General features: G+C 46.6%; 21 protein-coding genes and 2 tRNA genes. 5 read left to right on the top strand and 18 right to left on the bottom strand.

Annotated features, from left to right (window positions below; translation table 11 throughout):
• Positions 1-8: 8 nt before the first annotated feature.
• Both F8C67_RS12735 and F8C67_RS12730 read right to left on the bottom strand, forming a co-directional pair.
• A complete protein-coding gene (locus F8C67_RS12735; protein WP_170266457.1) occupies positions 9-590 on the bottom strand; it encodes a hypothetical protein in 582 nt (193 codons plus the stop codon).
• 74 nt (positions 591-664) lie between these two features.
• Entirely contained in the window at positions 665-2785 is a 2121-nt protein-coding gene (locus F8C67_RS12730) for a right-handed parallel beta-helix repeat-containing protein (RefSeq protein ID WP_151668240.1), read from the bottom strand.
• A gap of 288 nt (positions 2786-3073) precedes the next feature.
• Between F8C67_RS12730 and F8C67_RS12725 the strand changes: the two genes are divergently transcribed.
• Positions 3074-3460 carry a helix-turn-helix transcriptional regulator gene (locus F8C67_RS12725; RefSeq protein WP_151668239.1) on the top strand — a complete coding sequence of 129 codons (387 nt, stop codon included), beginning with the start codon at positions 3074-3076 and terminating at the stop codon, positions 3458-3460.
• A gap of 324 nt (positions 3461-3784) precedes the next feature.
• Here the strand turns inward: F8C67_RS12725 and F8C67_RS12720 are convergent, their stop codons facing one another.
• From F8C67_RS12720 to F8C67_RS12690, 7 genes are all read right to left on the bottom strand, one after another.
• Positions 3785-4447: a response regulator transcription factor gene (locus F8C67_RS12720; protein WP_151668238.1), complete on the bottom strand. Its 663-nt coding sequence runs from the start codon at positions 4445-4447 to the stop codon at positions 3785-3787.
• Positions 4448-4453: 6 nt separating this feature from the next.
• Positions 4454-5221, bottom strand: a complete 768-nt coding sequence (locus tag F8C67_RS12715) for a sensor histidine kinase (RefSeq protein ID WP_151668237.1) — start codon at positions 5219-5221, stop codon at positions 4454-4456.
• Entirely contained in the window at positions 5197-5805 is a 609-nt protein-coding gene (locus F8C67_RS12710) for a hypothetical protein (protein ID WP_151668236.1), read from the bottom strand. Before F8C67_RS12710 ends, F8C67_RS12715 begins: the two co-directional genes overlap by 25 nt.
• Before the next feature lie 97 nt (positions 5806-5902).
• Positions 5903-6226, bottom strand: coding sequence for a hypothetical protein (locus tag F8C67_RS12705; protein ID WP_151668235.1), 324 nt, complete (start codon positions 6224-6226; stop codon positions 5903-5905).
• 121 nt (positions 6227-6347) lie between these two features.
• Positions 6348-6421, bottom strand: a tRNA-Ile gene (locus F8C67_RS12700).
• 52 nt (positions 6422-6473) lie between these two features.
• Positions 6474-7319: an anti-sigma factor gene (locus F8C67_RS12695; protein WP_151668234.1), complete on the bottom strand. Its 846-nt coding sequence runs from the start codon at positions 7317-7319 to the stop codon at positions 6474-6476.
• A complete protein-coding gene (locus F8C67_RS12690) occupies positions 7309-7902 on the bottom strand; it encodes an RNA polymerase sigma factor (RefSeq protein WP_223277566.1) in 594 nt (197 codons plus the stop codon). The genes F8C67_RS12695 and F8C67_RS12690 overlap by 11 nt, the downstream gene beginning before the upstream one ends.
• A gap of 120 nt (positions 7903-8022) precedes the next feature.
• Here F8C67_RS12690 and F8C67_RS12685 point away from each other — a divergent pair, with 120 nt between their 5' ends.
• The gene (locus F8C67_RS12685) at positions 8023-8610 is read left to right on the top strand and encodes an HAD-IA family hydrolase (RefSeq protein WP_151668233.1); all 588 of its coding nucleotides are present in this window, start codon (positions 8023-8025) and stop codon (positions 8608-8610) included.
• Here F8C67_RS12685 and mce read toward each other — a convergent pair.
• Positions 8582-8989 carry a methylmalonyl-CoA epimerase gene (gene mce / locus F8C67_RS12680; RefSeq protein WP_151668232.1) on the bottom strand — a complete coding sequence of 136 codons (408 nt, stop codon included), beginning with the start codon at positions 8987-8989 and terminating at the stop codon, positions 8582-8584. The two genes, F8C67_RS12685 and mce, sit on opposite strands and share 29 nt — an antisense overlap.
• An 18-nt stretch (positions 8990-9007) precedes the next feature.
• Positions 9008-10870 (bottom strand): ABC transporter ATP-binding protein, encoded by a 1863-nt coding sequence (locus tag F8C67_RS12675; protein ID WP_151668231.1) that lies wholly within the window; start codon positions 10868-10870, stop codon positions 9008-9010.
• A gap of 57 nt (positions 10871-10927) precedes the next feature.
• On the opposite strand from F8C67_RS12675, the gene rbfA reads away from it, so the two are divergent.
• Both rbfA and F8C67_RS12665 read left to right on the top strand, forming a co-directional pair.
• Complete coding sequence (gene rbfA / locus F8C67_RS12670; protein WP_151668230.1) at positions 10928-11287, top strand: 30S ribosome-binding factor RbfA; 360 nt, start codon at positions 10928-10930, stop codon at positions 11285-11287.
• Complete coding sequence (locus F8C67_RS12665) at positions 11284-12504, top strand: ABC transporter permease (RefSeq protein WP_151668229.1); 1221 nt, start codon at positions 11284-11286, stop codon at positions 12502-12504. The genes rbfA and F8C67_RS12665 overlap by 4 nt, the downstream gene beginning before the upstream one ends.
• Here F8C67_RS12665 and dusB read toward each other — a convergent pair.
• Complete coding sequence (gene dusB, locus F8C67_RS12660; protein ID WP_151668228.1) at positions 12501-13502, bottom strand: tRNA dihydrouridine synthase DusB; 1002 nt, start codon at positions 13500-13502, stop codon at positions 12501-12503. The genes F8C67_RS12665 and dusB overlap by 4 nt on opposite strands.
• Before the next feature lie 33 nt (positions 13503-13535).
• On the opposite strand from dusB, the gene F8C67_RS12655 reads away from it, so the two are divergent.
• Positions 13536-14384, top strand: coding sequence for a CPBP family intramembrane glutamic endopeptidase (locus tag F8C67_RS12655; protein WP_151668227.1), 849 nt, complete (start codon positions 13536-13538; stop codon positions 14382-14384).
• Here F8C67_RS12655 and F8C67_RS12650 read toward each other — a convergent pair.
• The 6 genes from F8C67_RS12650 to F8C67_RS12625 form a co-directional block, all read right to left on the bottom strand.
• Positions 14308-14883, bottom strand: coding sequence for a biopolymer transporter ExbD (locus F8C67_RS12650; RefSeq protein WP_151668226.1), 576 nt, complete (start codon positions 14881-14883; stop codon positions 14308-14310). The genes F8C67_RS12655 and F8C67_RS12650 overlap by 77 nt on opposite strands.
• A 121-nt stretch (positions 14884-15004) precedes the next feature.
• The gene (locus F8C67_RS12645) at positions 15005-15493 is read right to left on the bottom strand and encodes an ExbD/TolR family protein (RefSeq protein WP_151668225.1); all 489 of its coding nucleotides are present in this window, start codon (positions 15491-15493) and stop codon (positions 15005-15007) included.
• Positions 15494-15495: 2 nt separating this feature from the next.
• The gene (locus F8C67_RS12640) at positions 15496-16068 is read right to left on the bottom strand and encodes an ExbD/TolR family protein (protein ID WP_151668224.1); all 573 of its coding nucleotides are present in this window, start codon (positions 16066-16068) and stop codon (positions 15496-15498) included.
• A gap of 7 nt (positions 16069-16075) precedes the next feature.
• Positions 16076-16495: a hypothetical protein gene (locus F8C67_RS12635; RefSeq protein ID WP_151668223.1), complete on the bottom strand. Its 420-nt coding sequence runs from the start codon at positions 16493-16495 to the stop codon at positions 16076-16078.
• 2 nt (positions 16496-16497) lie between these two features.
• The gene (locus F8C67_RS12630; protein ID WP_151668222.1) at positions 16498-17343 is read right to left on the bottom strand and encodes a MotA/TolQ/ExbB proton channel family protein; all 846 of its coding nucleotides are present in this window, start codon (positions 17341-17343) and stop codon (positions 16498-16500) included.
• Positions 17344-17395: 52 nt separating this feature from the next.
• A tRNA-Ser gene (locus tag F8C67_RS12625) sits at positions 17396-17482 on the bottom strand.
• Positions 17483-17499: the final 17 nt, after the last annotated feature.

The following is a 17499-nucleotide window of genomic DNA, read 5'->3' as shown; positions in this document are numbered from 1 at the left end:
ATTATGTGTCAAAAGCTAAATGAATCGGAAACACGGCGTTCAGCATACCGTAGCTCATCGGCCCTTTCGCGAAGTGAGAGGTACACAAATGCGATTAAATCATCATTAACCAAATAGCTTCTTGTAATACAAAAGAGGTCCACATCTTCATTATCTGCAGATGTTAAGTTGAATTCTGCATAATACATATTACTATCACTAGATTCCACCAACAAATCAAAAGACTGGGTACCAACCTTCATTGATTCGAGCACAAAACTTGGGAACTCAGATTTAGGTAGGTCGAATTCGGTAGTGGTAATCACAAGGTTCGAACAAAAAACATCATCGCACTCAATCCAAAACGCCGTATTGTAATCTGGGTGTCTAACCCACGGCTTTGGCAACTTAATCTTGTAGTGGTCTATACCTTCAGAATCATTTCCTTCAAAATCTTGAGGTGAAGTCACGGTGTCAAGGTGACTAGAAGAATCAATGTTTTCAGATTCGCTATCACCGTTGTTAACATATTGACAAGAGCAAATCCCTACGAGCAGGGTAATGCTGAGAACAAAGCGAAACTTAGTTCCCCACCCTTTCTTAAGCATCATATCGAGCAACTTCCAAGCATGCAAACCGCGAGTGTATATCACCAACCTTTTCAATTCTAGTCCCTTTTTATTGCTCACTCCACCACAACCCTATCCACCTGAACGACCCCTCCTTCAAACTCCCATTTCAAGAGGTAGATTCCTTTGCTCAAAGCTGGAAGCTGAATTTCATTACTTGGCACCTTGAGAGTCGAAATGGTTCTGCCATATAAATCTAGAACCTGAAGTTGTTTTGGAAGATTATCGAGTGAGTTCAGCGTGAGGCCGCCGTTTGTTGGATTCGGATAGAAAGTTAACAATGGTCTTGTCGATTGTTCATCGATGCCCACCTCGTTGTAATTGATGCAATCAGAAGTGTCCGAGCAGGATCCGTTTGTGAGCACAACCGCATAACTTCCGTTCGCCGTGGGAAGAAAGGTCGAATCTATTGCTCCTGTAACCGGCAAGAACCCATTCGCACAATCTACCCATTGGTAGGAGGTTCCTTGCGATTGCTCGAGAGCCACAAGAGTACCGTTTCGGTTCACAATGGAGGTGTCCTGACTGTACAACACTAGAACTCCAACTGAATCGATTGAGTTCGCATTGTAGGCGGTGTCGGAGTATGTGCCGGGCGTGCTGTAGTTGTTGCCCCACCAAGAAATGTTGCCGCAGACTAACGTTGTGTCATAAGATATCACGCGTGACTCTGCCGCTCCAATCTCTCGTAAACCATAAATTGGCCCATTCTGTGCCGGTGAGAAGTCGTTAGGATTGCCTGCATTGAGGGCAACCGAATTTGGGCCAGGCATTAAGGTAGGTGTTGATCCTCCGTTCATTTGGAGAGGGCCCAAGTCTAGCATGGCTGGTGTAACGCTTGTCAGATCTGATCCAATTGCAAAGCTAGGTGAGGACGAAAAAGCATTGTACCCCAAACTCTCTACCGCATTATTGCCACTAATTACATCGACCCCATTTGCAATGGAGAATATACAATTGTGTAAATACAACGAGTCCGATGAAAACTGACTAAAGAGAATTAGTTCATTACTAGTTCGATCTGTGATAAAAGTGGAATTAACGAAATTCACTACACTATCTCCCAAATATACAGCCGCACCATCGGCAGCCGAGTCATTTACGAAGCTTGATCTCTCAATTAATGCTGAGCTTCTAAAGAGCACCAATGCGCCTCCCCTTCGTCCAGCAATATTTGATTCAAAAGTGCAATTTTTTTGAACCAACGGCTGACTAGTCACACTTACCGCACCAGCATTTCCTCCAGACTCGTTATTTCTAAAAATGCAATCCTCCATGATAAAATTAGCCGATGGATTAAATCCTGCTATCTTTTCTATGGCTCCTCCCGATTCCGGAGCATAATTCCCTTCGAAGAGACAATTCTTTAGTGTATACTCTGCAGTGAGCCAAAATAGAATAGCTCCTCCCCTTTTAACTTGAGCAGAATTAGTATCAAGACCTGCTATGTTATTGCGGAACGATGAGTTAGAGATTGTAACATCATGCGCATCTAGAGTACTGAGTGCAGCCCCCCTACCTCCACTTTCATTCCCTAAGAACAGGGAGGAATCTATAGACAAATAGCCCGCCTCTAAGCGAATGCCTCCTGACCAACCACCTCCATTTGAAATAGCGTATGTGGCAGCCCGATTTCTGACGAAAGTACAATTACGAATGAATAAAGAGTCCACTCCATTGCTGTAAATAGCACCTCCTCTACCGTCTCCACTCACACGATTATTCCTGAAATGAACATCATCTAATTCTAGTCTAGCTATGTCCAACGCCATAATGGCTCCGCCATGCGAGTTGAATACTAATGGATTAGATGAATACTTTTTACAGTCTTCTATTACCATATCACTTAACTTCAACTCCGTAGTTAAGGAGCCAGCCGTACCATCAACAAAAAACGCCTGTGAAGTATCTTGTCCATTAATGATTAATGTATCTCCATTATTTAGATAACCATTAATCGTCAGACTATGCAGTATAGGTATTGCATATTCCAAATTGAGCGTAGCATTGCCATTGGCAAAAAGCGCTGGCGAGAAATCAATCACATCTCCAGGCTGGCTATTGAGCACTTCATTACGCAATGAGCCCGGGCCAGCATTGTTGAGATTAGTAACAGTTTGGGCTGTGATAGATGCAGTGGCAAACAAAGCCACAATTGAGAGAAATAGATTCTTCATTAGAGAGTATCAGGAGATTACTCCTCAAAGTTAGGGATATCTACACCGATTCCACCCAACCCCACTTGTACATCCCTTAGACTATCCCACCAAAAAATGCCCCGTCATCACGACGAGGCATTTAACCAAATCAAATAGCACACGTAGTGCCCAACCAATTATCCATCTTGCGTACGGATATGTGGGCAAGTAGCAAATATTATTTTACAATTCGTATAACCAAATGGACGTATTTACGACCAAACGTAAAACAATGTTTGACAAGTTTGTTGAAGAGTCAAATCACATATGTCAAACCCGTCCAAAATCATTATCGGTGAACGGATTAAGTCCATTGTAGAAGAGCGCGGAATGAAAATTTCGCACTTCGCCAAGATGATTAATCGAACCCGACAAAACGTCCACAACATCTTTGGCCGACATACCATTGATACCGAACTCCTGATGGAAATATCGCGCTGTCTCAACCACGATTTCTTCTCGGAGTATTCAAAGGTTCTGCTCGATGGCGACGATGTCAAAGCCGCAGATCAAACCATAACCTACTCAGGAGAAAAGGACGGAAACCACATACACATTCACTTGCCTAAAGGCCCCCAATCTGAGGAAGACAAGGCCAACATCATCGAGGCCATCCAACTTGGAATATCTGCAAAAAGGAAGAAGGCCGATTAGGTGTAATCGACCTTCTAAAGAGACGGGGTACTTTTACCCCTGCGCAAGAGAAATTATTCCTACACAGTCGTAGGCATACGTTTAACACCCACCGACCAACGTAAACTCCGAATCAAAACCCGGTCGTTTACGCGGTTTCTAGTCGACCTGTCTGGCTTGGTCTGTTTGGTCATCATGGTGGTTGTCTTTGAGAACTTTAACTACTCAAATGTACCAATTGAATGGATGCACAAACTGAGCTGAAAACCCTTTATGGCTGATTTTCAGCGTTTTGCAAAATAAAAATACGTAGAAATACGTACGCTTTTTCGTATTTAATGAAGGCTAAATATCCATCTGGATGATGCCTTCACGAAGCGCACAGAGCACAAGACCAATCGTCTTCTTGGTCTCGAATTTTTGATGCAAGTGCGAGATGTGCTTCTCCACCGTACGAGGCGAAATACTCAACTTCTGAGCCATCTCCGCCGCCGTATATTCCCTACTGAGGAGGTTCAATATCTCAACCTCGCGTTCTGTCACCCCATTAAACCTGGAGTTGTTTCTTCGCCTACGCGCTCTAAAGCTGTTCTGAAACAACGATTGCGAAACCTTCGCATTCAAGTAATGCCCCGTTTCACGAACCGTGTGTATGGCTTTTTCAACCTCCGTCGGATCTGCATTCTTCAACAAGAAACCACGTCCGCCAGCCCTAATAAACTCTACGATTATGTCGTTATCATCGTGCTGCGAAAGCCCAATAACGCCAACCTCAGGGTAGTATTCCCCGATTTTCGAAACGGCCTCAATGCCATCCATCTTCGGCATTCGGATATCGGTAACCACAATGTCGCAAGGGGTGCTTTCCAACAAACTCAACAATTGGACTCCGTCTTCAGCCTCTGCAACAACCTCAATGTTGATTAGGTCGTTCAGCAGACTCACAAGCGCGGCTCTCACGAGCTGCTGGTCTTCGGCAAGAATGACTTTGATCTTCTCTGTAGACATGTCGAGTTAGGTGTTCAATGGGACAGTTACACTCAAAGATACCCCCTTTCCGGGAGATGAACTCAGATTTGCCGTGCCGCCTAGGTATTCTGCACGGGAATTGACGTTTCGGGTACCCAGGCCGCTTTCAACCTCATTCATATCGAAGCCCACACCATTGTCTCTAAGGTTCATGTAGATATGATGTCCGTCGGCTTGCACGGAAATATCTAGCTTCGAGGCCTCCGCATACTTTATGGTATTCTGAATAAACTCCTGAACGATGCGGTACAACGCCAAATCCCGATCGATGTCTTTGTACTCCCACTCCTCTGGGGCGTTGAAATCGATTCGAAGCTCCCCAGCCTTCTCCACCTTGTCGAACAAATCATCTAGAGCATCAAGCAATCCGAAACGCTCGAGCACGGGCGGCATCAATTCTCTACTGATTCCGCGCAGCTCTTGTATGGTGTGGTCGATAGATTCAACCGCGTTTGAAATGTTCTCACCCTCTTCGCGTACGAGCGACATGCGCACGACGGTCAATTGTGCATTGATGTGGTCGTGCAGTTCCTCGGCAATTTTCTTTCGTTCGCGTTCACCGCCCTGAATGGAAGCTTCGAGCATTTTTTGCTTTTCTTCAAGAGCAATTTTCGCCTTTTCTTTCTCTGCCTGAATGACTCTTTTGCGGGAAACATTGAGGGCATAGAAAGCAGAAAAGACCACGATGAGAAGAATTAAAACGCCTCCCAAAGTGAGAAATAGAAATTCTATGAGGTCTGAGGAATCTTCCAAAGTGGTTTGAGGTTGGTTTTGTTGATGACGTAGAGGTAGCTAACTATCAAGGCAAAGTATCCTACCACATGAAGAAAGTCTAGTCCTAGATCAATAGACCGACGCATTAACTGATCTTCAATTTGAATAGTGAAGTATCTAATATTCCAATTGGCATAGCCAGCGGCAAAGTAAAAAATCCAAGTCCTGTTGAGTATTGAAATGTACTTGCTCAAGCCAGCGTCGCTTCTGACGACATTGTCTAACTCAAGCATAATCGCAACACCTAAAGCTGCCGGTGCTGCTATTCCAAAGATAAATGTCGTACTCATGATATTGGTTCTGTCAACGCCGTGAATGAACCATACGAATGATAAACAAGCTATCAAGGTGAGTGCAGTAACAGCGAAAGCTACACGAAACAAGGAACGAGTATGAATAAGTAATCCAAAAGTGGCAAAACTTACGAGAAGCGCCACGATAGGATATAAAAATCCTATGATAATCGACCAGCTACCGGAAGCAACCAAGTAGTTCCCGTAAACGTCAAAGCCAATAGAAACAAGAATCGGGAGGATTAACATCCCCCCAATATTCTTGTGCATGTGGTATTGAAATACTGGCAAAAGCAACAAGCTTATCCGCAGTACATTCTTAACCTCAATTAAGAACCGATATGACGCTTCTATGTCCAAGTTGGACTTAGCTACCTAAGGTGTCATCTCCGCAATCAGAAGGACATCTCGTACCATAATCCAAGCACATGTCGTCACCTGCACCATAGTAGTTGTTCCCAGCAGAGTCGCAGCCTACTAAAACAGTACAAAGTGAAAAGTCTTCATTCATACCAAAATAGACACGTACGGCCGTAATTGTACCTTCGGGAGCTGCTCCTTTTAGCTGTTCTATCATTGTAAGGTCGTAGAGCATCGCTTGACAAGCATTCGTCGTCTTCGTTGGATTTGCTTTAAATCTGTCAACCAAAGCTTTCGCCTCGGCTTTTGAAATCATAGAGCCATTAGCCATTAGAGGTAATTTTAAATTTTAGGATAGGTTTTCTAACCGAAGCTAAGGAAATTGACCGACTCACACCGGGTTATCACAAAACAAAAAAGCTCCGCCTTTTCAGACGGAGCTTTTGTTTCAGTGGGCCCAGCAGGACTTGAACCCGCGACCAATTGATTATGAGTCAACTGCTCTAACCAGCTGAGCTATGGGCCCATTTTCGTGTCGGCAAAAATAGGCCTTTTGTCCAGATTTCAATGCATTCTCATTAACCTTCTACAGTTCCGAGAACAATCAACTTTTCTAAGGTAGGCGATACCGAACCTCCTTCAGGCTCCAAAGTGATGGCGAATGCATCCGCAGCTCCTGCTGATTTCATTCTTGCCAAGCCTTCCGAATCATCCAGCGGCAACATGCCCTGGTCTATCGGTTGCCCGTCTACTAAAGTCCACAGTTGGTACTGACTTCCCTCCGGAACTGCTGGCATGTCTACAGACTCCAACAGTACATCCTGTGTTTCTGGGTTCCAGTAGACCAACACCTGAGCTGCTTGGTCACCCGTTGCATTCAGGGTAATTCGCTCCGTTCCTGGATCCGTGAGGATTTCCAAGTTTGAGGCAAGCGCGCTATTCCTAGCTGACAGACTCTCAATCTCCTCCTGAGCAAGCCCCTTCTCTGTGGTAAGTTCTAATATCTCTCCTTCTTGTGTGTTGGCTTTGGTGAGCGCATTCATATACAATCCGCCAAGTCCAATAATCACTACAAGTGATGCTGCAATTCCCCAAGGGAAGTTGCGCTTAGTGCTGTGCTCCTGTGCTACTGCTGGTTCTTCATCGTGAACCACCTGCATTACAGGCTTTTCTGCCACCGGCGCCAAGTCAGCCTCGTCGCGCTCTGGCAAGTTCTCCAAGATTCTGGATTTCAAATCTTGTGGAGGGGTTACAGCGTCGACCATGACCGCATCCGCGAGCTCGTCTTCTATCGTAGCGATGTAAGACGCAATCTCAGGATAGATCTTCGACAGGCACTGAACCTCCCGCTGTTCCTGTTCGGACGTCATTCCGAGGACAAAGTCCTCCAGAATACCAGACCCTATGTATTGTTTAATATCCACCGCTAGTTCCTAATATTTTTCTCAAATCATTCAAAGCCCTACGAGCTCTAGTTTTTACCGTACCTAATGGAATCTCGAGTTCCTTGGAAATCTCATCTTGAGTGTAGCCACCGAAGTAGGCCAATTCCAGTATTTCTCGTTCCTCCTTCCTCAACTGCTTCATGTGCTTCCGCAGTCCGATCGCATCCGTCGATAGCTCCTGTGAACTATTTGTTTCGATGATGTGCGATACGCGTTCATCTCCATTTATTTCATACTTCACGGCCTTAGACCGCAAATAATCAATAGATGTGTTGCGCACGATGTTTAACATCCAAGTGAACAGTCTGCCTTTCGACGGGTCATACTGCGCACCCTTTTTCCAGATCTTGATGAAAGCATCCTGTAAAACATCCTGTGCAGCTGTTTCATCTTGGACGACCTTCAGACATACTCCGTATAGAGCCCCAGAGTAATGGTCATATAAATATTCCATCACACCTCGATCTCCGGCCCGGAGCATACCCACGATCTCTTCTTCACTCTTTCGGGTTTCTCTGGCCATAGCCATTGTCGAATAATTCGTTTGTTGCAATGTGCTCATAGCTGTATCATCTACGGCCACATTGCGGTATTTGGTTTTCCAAGGAAAGGAAATTTTACCACATTTGTTCGGTAAAGCAGAATCGATTCTCTGCTATCACCCGAAAACACTGACATTCCCATGAAAGAAAATATTCTCATCGACCTCGGAGGAATCCTCATCGACCTAGATTTCAACGCGATGCACGACGCTTTTGAAGCGTTGGGTGTACGCGAAGAGCCCGCGAAATCCGACCTCCAGAAGTATGAAACAGGGAAAATGTCAACGGCTGACTTCTACTCACTTTGGCAGACCTCTAACTGGGTCATGAAGTCCGATATCAACCATGCTTGGAACGCGCTTCTTCTCGACATTCCGGAAGAACGAATCGCACTTTTAAAGAAGCTTTCGCGCAAACACCGTCTCTATCTCGTAAGCAATACAAACGAGCTTCATATCAACGCCATTAAGTCACAAATGGGAATCTTCGGGTGGAATCAATTCTCCAAACTGTTCGAAAAGATGTACTTCAGTCACGAAGTCGGCAACCGCAAGCCCAATAAGGCCTTCTTCGAATCCATTCTAAAAGATGCCGGGCTAAGTGCAGAGGATTGCTCTTTCATTGACGACACCAAAGAGCACGTAGATGCAGCCGCTAAACTCGGTATGGACGCACATTATGTAAATCTGGAAGAGGAGACTATCCTCGATCTTGACATAGCTCGATGAGCACGCCATTTGTGCTTTTTGGATGCAGAAAAGCTACCAACTTGTTGTCAGCACCCTCCTTTGGCTCGTCGCTCAACAAGGTGAAGCCCTCACCTTTCAAGCGCGCCATTTCGGCTCTAATGTCCTCAACGGCAAAGGCAACGTGATGCAGGCCTTCCCCCTTTTTCTCCACGTACTTCGCTATGGGTGAATCGGGCTTTGTGGCTTCTAAAAGCTCTACTTTATTGGGACCTGTTTGAAAAAAGGATGTGATTACGCCCTCGCGCTCAACTTCTTCTCGCTTATAAGGCTTCGTGCCGAGGAGTGCGGTGAAGAGTTCTTCGGATTTCTCCAAGTCTTTAACTGCAATTCCCAAGTGCTCGATTTTATCTAGTCCCATCTTTAGTAGTTTATCTCGTTATGCGAAAGATTGCATGTTCACCAAGTTCGCGTAAGCTCCGTCTTTCGACATGAGTTCGTCGTGTGTTCCACGCTCAACGATTTCTCCATCTTGCATCACCAAGATTTCGTCGGCATGCTGTATAGTGCTTAAGCGGTGTGCAATGATGAGCGATGTTCGGTTCGACATCAACTTGTTCAGGGCATCTTGAACGACGCGCTCGCTCTCCGTATCCAATGCTGATGTAGCTTCATCCAGAATAAGGATCGGCGGATCTTCGAGTACGGCGCGGGCGATACTCATTCGCTGGCGCTGGCCGCCAGACAATTTACCGCCTCCTTCGCCAACATTCGTGTCATATCCCTCCTCCATCTTATCGATGAATTCGGTTGCATTCGCCACTTCTGCAGCCTTTCTGATCTCATCATCTGTCGCATCTGGCTTGCCCAATGCGATGTTGGTGCGAATGGAATCATTGAATAGAATGGATTCTTGATTCACAATTCCCATAATCCCGCGTAGGTCGTTCAGCTTCGCATCGCGTATATCTAGCCCATCAATCTTAATGCTACCGGAAGTAACATCCCAAAAGCGCGGAATCAAATTCGAGATGGTGGTCTTCCCCGAGCCCGATGCTCCCACTAGGGCTATGGTTTTGCCCTTTTCGAGATCAAAATTGATGTTCTTCAACACATCGGGACCATCTGCACTGTATCGGAAAGTGACGTTTTCGAGGGAAATCTTATCCTTGAATTCACCGATGTTCACGGCGCCGTCCGACTCAGTAATCGGATTGTGCGCATCTAATATTTCAATAATTCTTTCCGCCGAAGCCGATCCTTTCTGCACGTTATTCAAAGCAGTAGTGAAACTCTTGATAGCGGGGATAATCTGATAGAACAGACCGAGGTAACCTATCAACTCACTCCCAGTAAGTCCGATGCTATTCGTGCTCACGTTATCTCCCAAAATAATCTGCCCTCCATACCAAAGAATAAGGAACATGACCGTTGCCCCCAAGAACTCGTTGATCGGGGAGCCAAGGTCCTTTCTGCGAAGCGCGGAGTTCATCGTTCTCGTGTACTCACCCGACGTGTGCTGGAATCTTCCGTCTTGCGTGCCCTCCGCTCTAAACGCCTTTATGATTCGAAGTCCAGAAAGTGTCTCTTCAAAAATGGAAAGGAGATGTCCGAGTTGGCTTTGCGCTTTTGTGGATTTGCGCTTCAGCGTTTTCCCTACCCACGCCATCATAACACCAGCTATGGGCAGAACGATAAACATGAAGAGGGTGAGTTTTGGACTCAAGAAGATTAGAATGGCGAGGGTTCCGATAATCATCAGGGGATCGCGGACCATCATTTCTAAGGAGGTGAGGAAGCTCCACTGGAGTTCGGTAACATCGGAACTCATGCGGGCTAGTGTGTCACCTTTTCGCTTTTCAGTAAAGTAAGAAATAGGCAGCTCTAATGCCTTGCGGTGAACCGCCACGCGGATGTCATGAATCACCCCGTTTCTGAGTGGTGCAAGTACCCAGAGTGCCAAATAGCGGAATAGGTTCTTGAAGAAGAACATAATTCCACCTACCACACAAATGTAGGCGAGCACCTTGGCTTCGCCTTGGGTGGCGAGAAGCTGACCGAATTCATAGTAGGCCAATTGCTTGATATCAGAGATCCAAGCGGATATTTCGAAGAAGGAATGGATTTCCTCCGGACGTTCTACAACAGGCGCCTCCGTGCCGAAAAGTATTTGGAGAAGTGGAATGATTACACCGATGGATCCGAAAGAAAAGAGGATCATCAAGATGTTGAAAAGTGCATTCACATAAGCTCTCCAAACGTACGGCTTCGCAAAACGGAGAATGCGCAAATAATTTTTCATTGCGGCAAAGGTAAGGGATAGCCAGATAGCTAACGTTCAATCCGTACCTTTGCTTACATGGAAAGTACACGACAAAAAAAGATAGCCCGCTTGCTAGAGCGAGACTTCGGAGAAATCTTCCAGCAACTAGGTAAGAATCACTTTCCTGGCGCACTGCTTTCAGTGACCAAGGTTCGTGTTACTCCCGACCTCGGTATTGCGAGAGTTTACATCTCCATGTTTCCTGTGAACGACAAGGAAACGATGATTGATTGGGTTCGTGACAACAGCGCATCCATCCGCAACGATCTTGCCCAAAGAGCACGTCATCAACTTCGCATCATTCCAGAACTTGAGTTTTATATTGATGATACCTTGGATTACCAGGAGAACATTGACAAGCTCCTGCGCGGCGAAGGTGACAATCCGATAAAGTGAACCTACCGTTTCACATCGCGAGGCGGTATCTCTTTGCCAAAAAGTCTACCAACGCAGTAAACTGGATCACCGGCATATCCGCCCTAGGTGTTCTGGTTGGAACCGCCGCGATGGTGGTCGTCCTCTCCGCCTTTGCCGGCTTAGACAATCTCGTCCGAAGCTTTTACACTTCGTTCGATCCCGACATCAAAATCACACCCGCGGAGGGCAAGTTCGCCGTTTGGAACGACTCACTAGAGAGCATCGTTTTCAGCTTTGATTATGTTGAAACGACGAGCCAAGTGGTCGAAGACAAGGCGCTCTTTCGATTCCGCGAGCGAGAATATATCGCTCAAATCAAGGGCGTGGATGCCAACTATCAAGCTGTCTCCCAAATCGACTCCTTCATCATTCGCGGAAAATACCTCAATCCGGAGTCGGCAGATCCAACCGCCGTATTTGGCTCCGGTGTGGCAAGTTTTATCGGATTGAGAAGTCTTGAAACGATGGACCCAGTGCATGTTTATGTGCCGAAAATGGGCTCGGTAGACCGAATCAATCCCATGGGAAATGTTCGTTTTCAATTGATCTACCCGTCTGGCTTCTTTCAAATTCAACCTGAATTCGACACCAAGTATGTATTCGTTTCTCAGTCCTACGCCCAGCGTCTTTTCGGTTTAAACCCCGACAAAGTTTCAGGCATCGAAATTCGCCTTGCCCCTAAAACCGACCTCGAAGATGCGGTGGAGGATCTTCAAGAAAAGATGGGGGAAGAATGGGTGGTGAAGAATAGAGATGACCTTCAGGTTTCGATTTTCAAGGTTCTCAAATCGGAAGGGCTCATCACCTTCTTGGTACTCACATTTATATTGATTGTAGCCAGCTTCGGGATCTTATCTTCGGTGAACATTCTCATCCTTGAGAAGCGGAAAGATCTTCACACGCTCTGGAGTATGGGTGCGACCGAAAAGCTGCTGCGTCGGATTTTCATGGCCGAAGGCCTGTTGATCTCCCTTGGTGGAGCATCTATAGGCTTCATCTTAGGATTGGTGATCGTCCTGCTGCAAAAGCACGTGGGACTGCTCGCTATGGGCAGTGGCTACATTGTAGAATACTATCCGGTAGAGATTCGCATGGCAGACATGCTACAGATACTCGCCACAATTCTCATTGTGGGTTTGAGCATCAGTTGGCTTGCAGTACGTCGCTTGAAAGTATCGGGACTGTCGCAGAATTAAATCACGGGTTCGCCTACATAGCCCTCTTCGATTTCTCGTAGAATGGCGAATACGTTTTCCGCATCATCCTCAGTAACCAAGCGAGTTCGGTACTCTTTGAAGTTCGGCAAACCTTTGAAATAGCTGGTGTAATGTCGACGCGTTTCATTGATGGCTAGGCGTTCGCCCTTCCAGTCCAATGACATCTCAAAGTGTTTTCTAGCAACGGCTACGCGTTCCGCGATGGTAGGCTTTGGCAGATGTTCTCCGGTCTTCATATAGTGCTTCATCTCATTGAACACCCAAGGATATCCAATAGAAGCGCGACCAATCATAATTCCGTCCACACCGTATCTGTTTCGATACTCAACCGCCTTTTCGGGTGTGTCGATATCGCCATTCCCAAATACAGGAATATTCATGCGCGGGTTGTTCTTCACATCGGCGATGAGTGACCAATCGGCCTCGCCCTTGTACATCTGCTTACGCGTTCTACCGTGAATTGAAATCGCTTTGATTCCCACATCTTGAAGACGTTCGGCCACATCGACGATGTACTTGGTATTCTCATCCCAACCGAGACGAGTTTTTACGGTAACCGGCTTGTCTACCGCCTTTACGATTTCGGCGGTCATTGACACCATTTTAGGAATATCGCGAAGGATACCGGCTCCAGCACCCTTGCAAGAAACCTTCTTCACGGGACAGCCATAGTTGATATCGAGGATATCTGGATTGGCTTCCGCGGCGATTGACGCAGCTTCGCGCATGTTGTCTATATCGTATCCAAAGATTTGAATTCCGATTGGACGTTCGTATTCGAAGATGTCGAGCTTTTGAACACTCTTGGCCGCATCTCGAATCAAGCCTTCGCTCGAGATGAATTCGGTATACATCACGTCAGCTCCATGCTGCTTGCATAGCGCACGAAAAGGCGGGTCACTTACATCCTCCATCGGAGCCAACAAGAAGGGGAATTCTCCCACTTCAACATTCCCTATTTTTACTGCGTCGCTCATGCGGCAAAAGTACGAAAACCTCTGAGCACTAAAATGTTTCGAAAAATCATACAAGCTTCGCCTCCGAATATTCAGGTCTTCCTCGCCTTCACATTCGGCTTGGCTTCCAATCTAATCGTCCTTTCAAGTCTGACTTCATTTCCCGACACAGTAGAAATGAACCTGCTTCGTCAGGCTTTGGGGATGATTACCATCTTCCTAATGCCAGCCCTCATGCTTTTGAATTTGAGGGGGGAAACTCCAAATGAGGCATGGCGACTAATGCCTCGTGCAGATTGGAGGCTAATCTTGCCCGCAGTACTCGTAATGCCACTGTTTATGGATATTGGCGAGTGGCTTTATGTTGAAATAAGCTCGTGGACAAATGTCCCCGAGTGGTGGGTGAGTATGCGTGAGGCGAGCTCGGCGAGTGGAGGTTTCTTCACGGATGTCCTCAATGGCCCCAATTGGGTAGTTGGTTTGGGTGCCTTGCTCATAGTAGTTATCGGTCCAATTGCGGAAGAATTCTTTTTTAGAGGAACCGTTCAGCGCTTGATGACCGCTCAAATTGGCGGAACGAAATCCATCTTGTTAACGGCATTCTTCTTTGCCATGATGCACTTGCAGGTGGATCAATTCGCATCCATTTTCACACTGGGGCTTGTGCTGGGATATCTTTACGATCGCACGCAGTCGTTGTGGACGACCATTGTAGCCCATGTCGTATTTAATGGGGTTTCCTATGCGGTTGAGTTGGGATGGATTGGCTGGCATTCGCCATTATACTTGGCGTTTATTACTGCCGTCTTGGGTGTTGGGGCGTTGCTCATGGCGCGGTCGCTACCGCCGACCCCAGTTCTACCTGAGCCTCCGAAACAATCATGGGATACGAGCGAAGAATAATCTCTTGCACATCGCCCTTTAGGTCATCGAATTCGACACCATACTCTCGCACGGCCATTTCATTGCGCAGCTCGTTGTACGCGGCTGCAATTTCATTTTGAACGGATATATAGGTAGCGTAGGAAGCGTTGCGGTCGGAGGTAATGGAAACTACAGCCTTCTTTGGTGAATCACTCAGGTTCTCCAGGCCATCGCCTTGGCAATAGGTGCAAGTCCCGAGCTTGTTATTGTCTACGAAGGTTTTCACTAGACTTCTCAGGCCATCGAGTTCGAGGTACTCTTGATTTACCATCAGGTCGCCTTTGGAGTTGACGAAAATGGGGAGGATGTTATGATCTGCTATAGGAGCGGTGGGCGTCTCATTGGAAAGCTGAGGAAGCTTCCGTTGCATGCCTACTTCGGATTGCATGGTGGTAACGAGGAGAAAGAAAACGAGGAGCAGGAATGCGATATCCGCGGTGGAGCCTGCGTTGAATGAAGAGGAGCGTCGAGATTTCATAACAGTACATATTTCTGTTACAAGTGCAACTCCTATTCCAAAGGGTGGTCAATCTATACGGATAGAAATAAAAAAGGCCACCAAATTGCTTTGGTGGCCTGTATATGAATGAGAAGAGTTCTTACAAATTACTCTCGATCATACCGGCAGCATCGATGGCTGGCATGGTAGAGTAATTGATCTTCAAGGCTTGTGCCTTTCTCAATTCTTGTTTGATGTCAGAAATCAATCCCATTTTCACCTCGCCGTCGGCTTTGATGGAAACGGTCATAAGCGGCTGTTCTGCTTCGTTAATTTCTTCTCTGGCAACAACAACGAACGTTTGAACGTCATCTACAGTACCTAACTGATCGTCGAGCTGTACACGTGGTTCGGTTCCGTAGAGCGTTTCGTCTCTCGGCGTACCTACGTAGATGTAGGTAACGAGGTCTTTGCGTTCTAGCTTCTGAATTTCTGTTGCTTGTGGTTTATTCACGGCAACTTTCAGAGTCACTTCTCGCATGGTAGTAGCCACCATGAAGAAGAAGAGAAGCATGAAGACGATATCCGGGAGTGACGCTGTTGAAACGGCCGGAGTTTCTCTGACTTTATCCTTTTTAATGTGTGACATGTCTATCCTCCGATTTGAACAGGTTCAGCTTCTGAGATAATTTGCGGATACACATCGGCGATGAAGTCGCGCTGCTCTTCGGTGAGGTCGGCAACCGACTTCCCAAATTTGCGTTGAGACAAACCTTCGCGAAGGTCGTTGTATGCTGCAATTAGCTCATTCGTTACAGTTACATACGTCTTGTAGGACGTACCACGGTCGCTCGACACCGAGATAATCGCCTTGCCGGGATTATCGGATGATGTCGGGTCATTGAAACCTTGACATTCTTCGCAAGAACCGTCGCCATTGTTGTCGATGAAATTCATCGCTGCTTCGCGGAGTTCGGTAAGTTCCATGTACTCCTGCTCAACCAACAAATCGTTGTTAGCGTTGACAACGACTTCGAAGATATTCTTCTTCTTAATCTTGTTGTCTTGCTCGGTTTGCTCCTCGTCGATTGGAGGAAGCTTACGGTTCAAGCCCTTATCAATGTCCATGGTGGTTGTCACCAAGAAGAAAATAAGTAGCAAGAACGCGATGTCGGCCATAGAGCCGGCATTGATTTCTGCGATTTCGCGTTTTTTCCTTGCCATGTCTTATTTACTTAATGATTCGAGCCACTGCTGAGTACAATACAGACACTAGGGTCAGAAGACCGATGATGTAGAATGCATTGAGACCTGCAGAGACATAATAAGCTGTTTCTTCGTCAGTATCGAACATTTCGTGGTTGCTGCCGTCCGCCATGGCGAAAGCGACGATAACCACTACTGCTAGGGTTCCGATTCCGATGAGTGCGTTGCGCAATCCGGCTGGATTGACAACCATATTACCCGCGGCTGCGGCGAGTGCTAGAACAGCGGCCACAATGAGTACACCGAGTGTAATCATCACGGAAGTTTCCACTGGACCAGCGAGTTCAGCATCTTCAGCTCCCGCAAAGGTGAGAACTGGGATGACGCCTACTACGCCCACCACAAGTGCAACAATCATCGAAATCAATTTTGTATTTGATTTCATGATTACTTGGTGTTTTTCTTGTGGAAATCGATCATTAGGTCAAGGAAAGAAATGGAAGCATCTTCCATTTTGTTTACGATGCCGTCAATCATCGCAACGATCAAGTTGTAGAAAATCTGGAGGATGATGGCAACGATCAAACCGAATACGGTTGTAAGGAGTGCCACCTTAATACCACCTGCTACCAATGAAGGGTTGATATCACCCGCTGCTTCAATCGCATCGAATGCCTGGATCATACCGATTACCGTACCCATGAACCCGAGCATCGGAGCCAAAGCGATAAATAGGGAAATCCAAGAAACACCTTTGTCGAGCTTACCTTGCTCAACTGAAGCTACAGAGATGATAGACTTGTCTACCATTTCGATACCCTCGTCGTAGTGATCCAAACCTTCGTAGAAGATAGTGGCAACTGGACCACGCTCTCCGCGGCAAACTTCTTTAGCGGCTTCAACACCACCTGAGTTCAACGCCTCTTCTACCTTGCGGAGAAGTTTCTCGTTGTTTGAAATTGAGAAGGTCAAGTAAAGGATACGCTCGATTACGATAGCAAGACCGAGAATCAAGGCAACCAATACGATGCCCATAAAGCCAGCACCACCTTCAATAAAATATTTGCGGAAAACCTGAGTGTAGGTCAAGTCTTCTGCCATCTCCTCCGTCGCAGCTGCTTCGGCAGGTTCGGAAGCTTCTTCTGTAGCCTCTTCAGCAGCAGCTGTCGAGTCAGTAGTCATTTCCGTAGTTGCTGCCTCTGCTTGCATCGCAGTGTCAGCGTCATTTTGAGCGTTAGCCGTACCGAAGCTCAAGACTCCAGCAAGTACCAACAATGAAAGTACTCTTCTCATTTCAACGTTGATTTAGTATTCAAGTACAAATTAGGGTTTAAAAAGAACTCAGCGGAGAGAGAGGGATTCGAACCCTCGATACGCGTAAACGTATACGCACTTTCCAGGCGCGCTCCTTCAGCCACTCGGACACCTCTCCTATTAAACGACATTTCC

The sequence above is a fragment of the Phaeocystidibacter luteus genome, assembly GCF_008933115.1.
GTDB classification, from domain to species: Bacteria; Bacteroidota; Bacteroidia; order Flavobacteriales; family Schleiferiaceae; genus Phaeocystidibacter; species Phaeocystidibacter luteus.
Note: the sequence above shows the minus strand (reverse complement) of the source record. Positions and strands in the feature narration are given on the sequence as shown.

What these genes read in the sequence shown, in the direction of transcription:
- F8C67_RS12735 (WP_170266457.1), bottom strand. Translation starts at nt 590, where the DNA reads ATGATGCTTAAGAAAGGGTGGGGAACTAAGTTTCGCTTTGTTCTCAGC.
- F8C67_RS12730 (WP_151668240.1), bottom strand. Translation starts at nt 2,785, where the DNA reads ATGAAGAATCTATTTCTCTCAATTGTGGCTTTGTTTGCCACTGCATCT.
- F8C67_RS12725 (WP_151668239.1), top strand. Translation starts at nt 3,074, where the DNA reads ATGTCAAACCCGTCCAAAATCATTATCGGTGAACGGATTAAGTCCATT.
- F8C67_RS12720 (WP_151668238.1), bottom strand. Translation starts at nt 4,447, where the DNA reads ATGTCTACAGAGAAGATCAAAGTCATTCTTGCCGAAGACCAGCAGCTC.
- F8C67_RS12710 (WP_151668236.1), bottom strand. Translation starts at nt 5,805, where the DNA reads ATGCACAAGAATATTGGGGGGATGTTAATCCTCCCGATTCTTGTTTCT.
- F8C67_RS12705 (WP_151668235.1), bottom strand. Translation starts at nt 6,226, where the DNA reads ATGGCTAATGGCTCTATGATTTCAAAAGCCGAGGCGAAAGCTTTGGTT.
- F8C67_RS12690 (WP_223277566.1), bottom strand. Translation starts at nt 7,902, where the DNA reads ATGAGCACATTGCAACAAACGAATTATTCGACAATGGCTATGGCCAGA.
- F8C67_RS12685 (WP_151668233.1), top strand. Translation starts at nt 8,023, where the DNA reads ATGAAAGAAAATATTCTCATCGACCTCGGAGGAATCCTCATCGACCTA.
- mce (WP_151668232.1), bottom strand. Translation starts at nt 8,989, where the DNA reads ATGGGACTAGATAAAATCGAGCACTTGGGAATTGCAGTTAAAGACTTG.
- F8C67_RS12675 (WP_151668231.1), bottom strand. Translation starts at nt 10,870, where the DNA reads ATGAAAAATTATTTGCGCATTCTCCGTTTTGCGAAGCCGTACGTTTGG.
- rbfA (WP_151668230.1), top strand. Translation starts at nt 10,928, where the DNA reads ATGGAAAGTACACGACAAAAAAAGATAGCCCGCTTGCTAGAGCGAGAC.
- dusB (WP_151668228.1), bottom strand. Translation starts at nt 13,502, where the DNA reads ATGAGCGACGCAGTAAAAATAGGGAATGTTGAAGTGGGAGAATTCCCC.
- F8C67_RS12655 (WP_151668227.1), top strand. Translation starts at nt 13,536, where the DNA reads ATGTTTCGAAAAATCATACAAGCTTCGCCTCCGAATATTCAGGTCTTC.
- F8C67_RS12650 (WP_151668226.1), bottom strand. Translation starts at nt 14,883, where the DNA reads ATGAAATCTCGACGCTCCTCTTCATTCAACGCAGGCTCCACCGCGGAT.
- F8C67_RS12645 (WP_151668225.1), bottom strand. Translation starts at nt 15,493, where the DNA reads ATGTCACACATTAAAAAGGATAAAGTCAGAGAAACTCCGGCCGTTTCA.
- F8C67_RS12640 (WP_151668224.1), bottom strand. Translation starts at nt 16,068, where the DNA reads ATGGCAAGGAAAAAACGCGAAATCGCAGAAATCAATGCCGGCTCTATG.
- F8C67_RS12635 (WP_151668223.1), bottom strand. Translation starts at nt 16,495, where the DNA reads ATGAAATCAAATACAAAATTGATTTCGATGATTGTTGCACTTGTGGTG.
- F8C67_RS12630 (WP_151668222.1), bottom strand. Translation starts at nt 17,343, where the DNA reads ATGAGAAGAGTACTTTCATTGTTGGTACTTGCTGGAGTCTTGAGCTTC.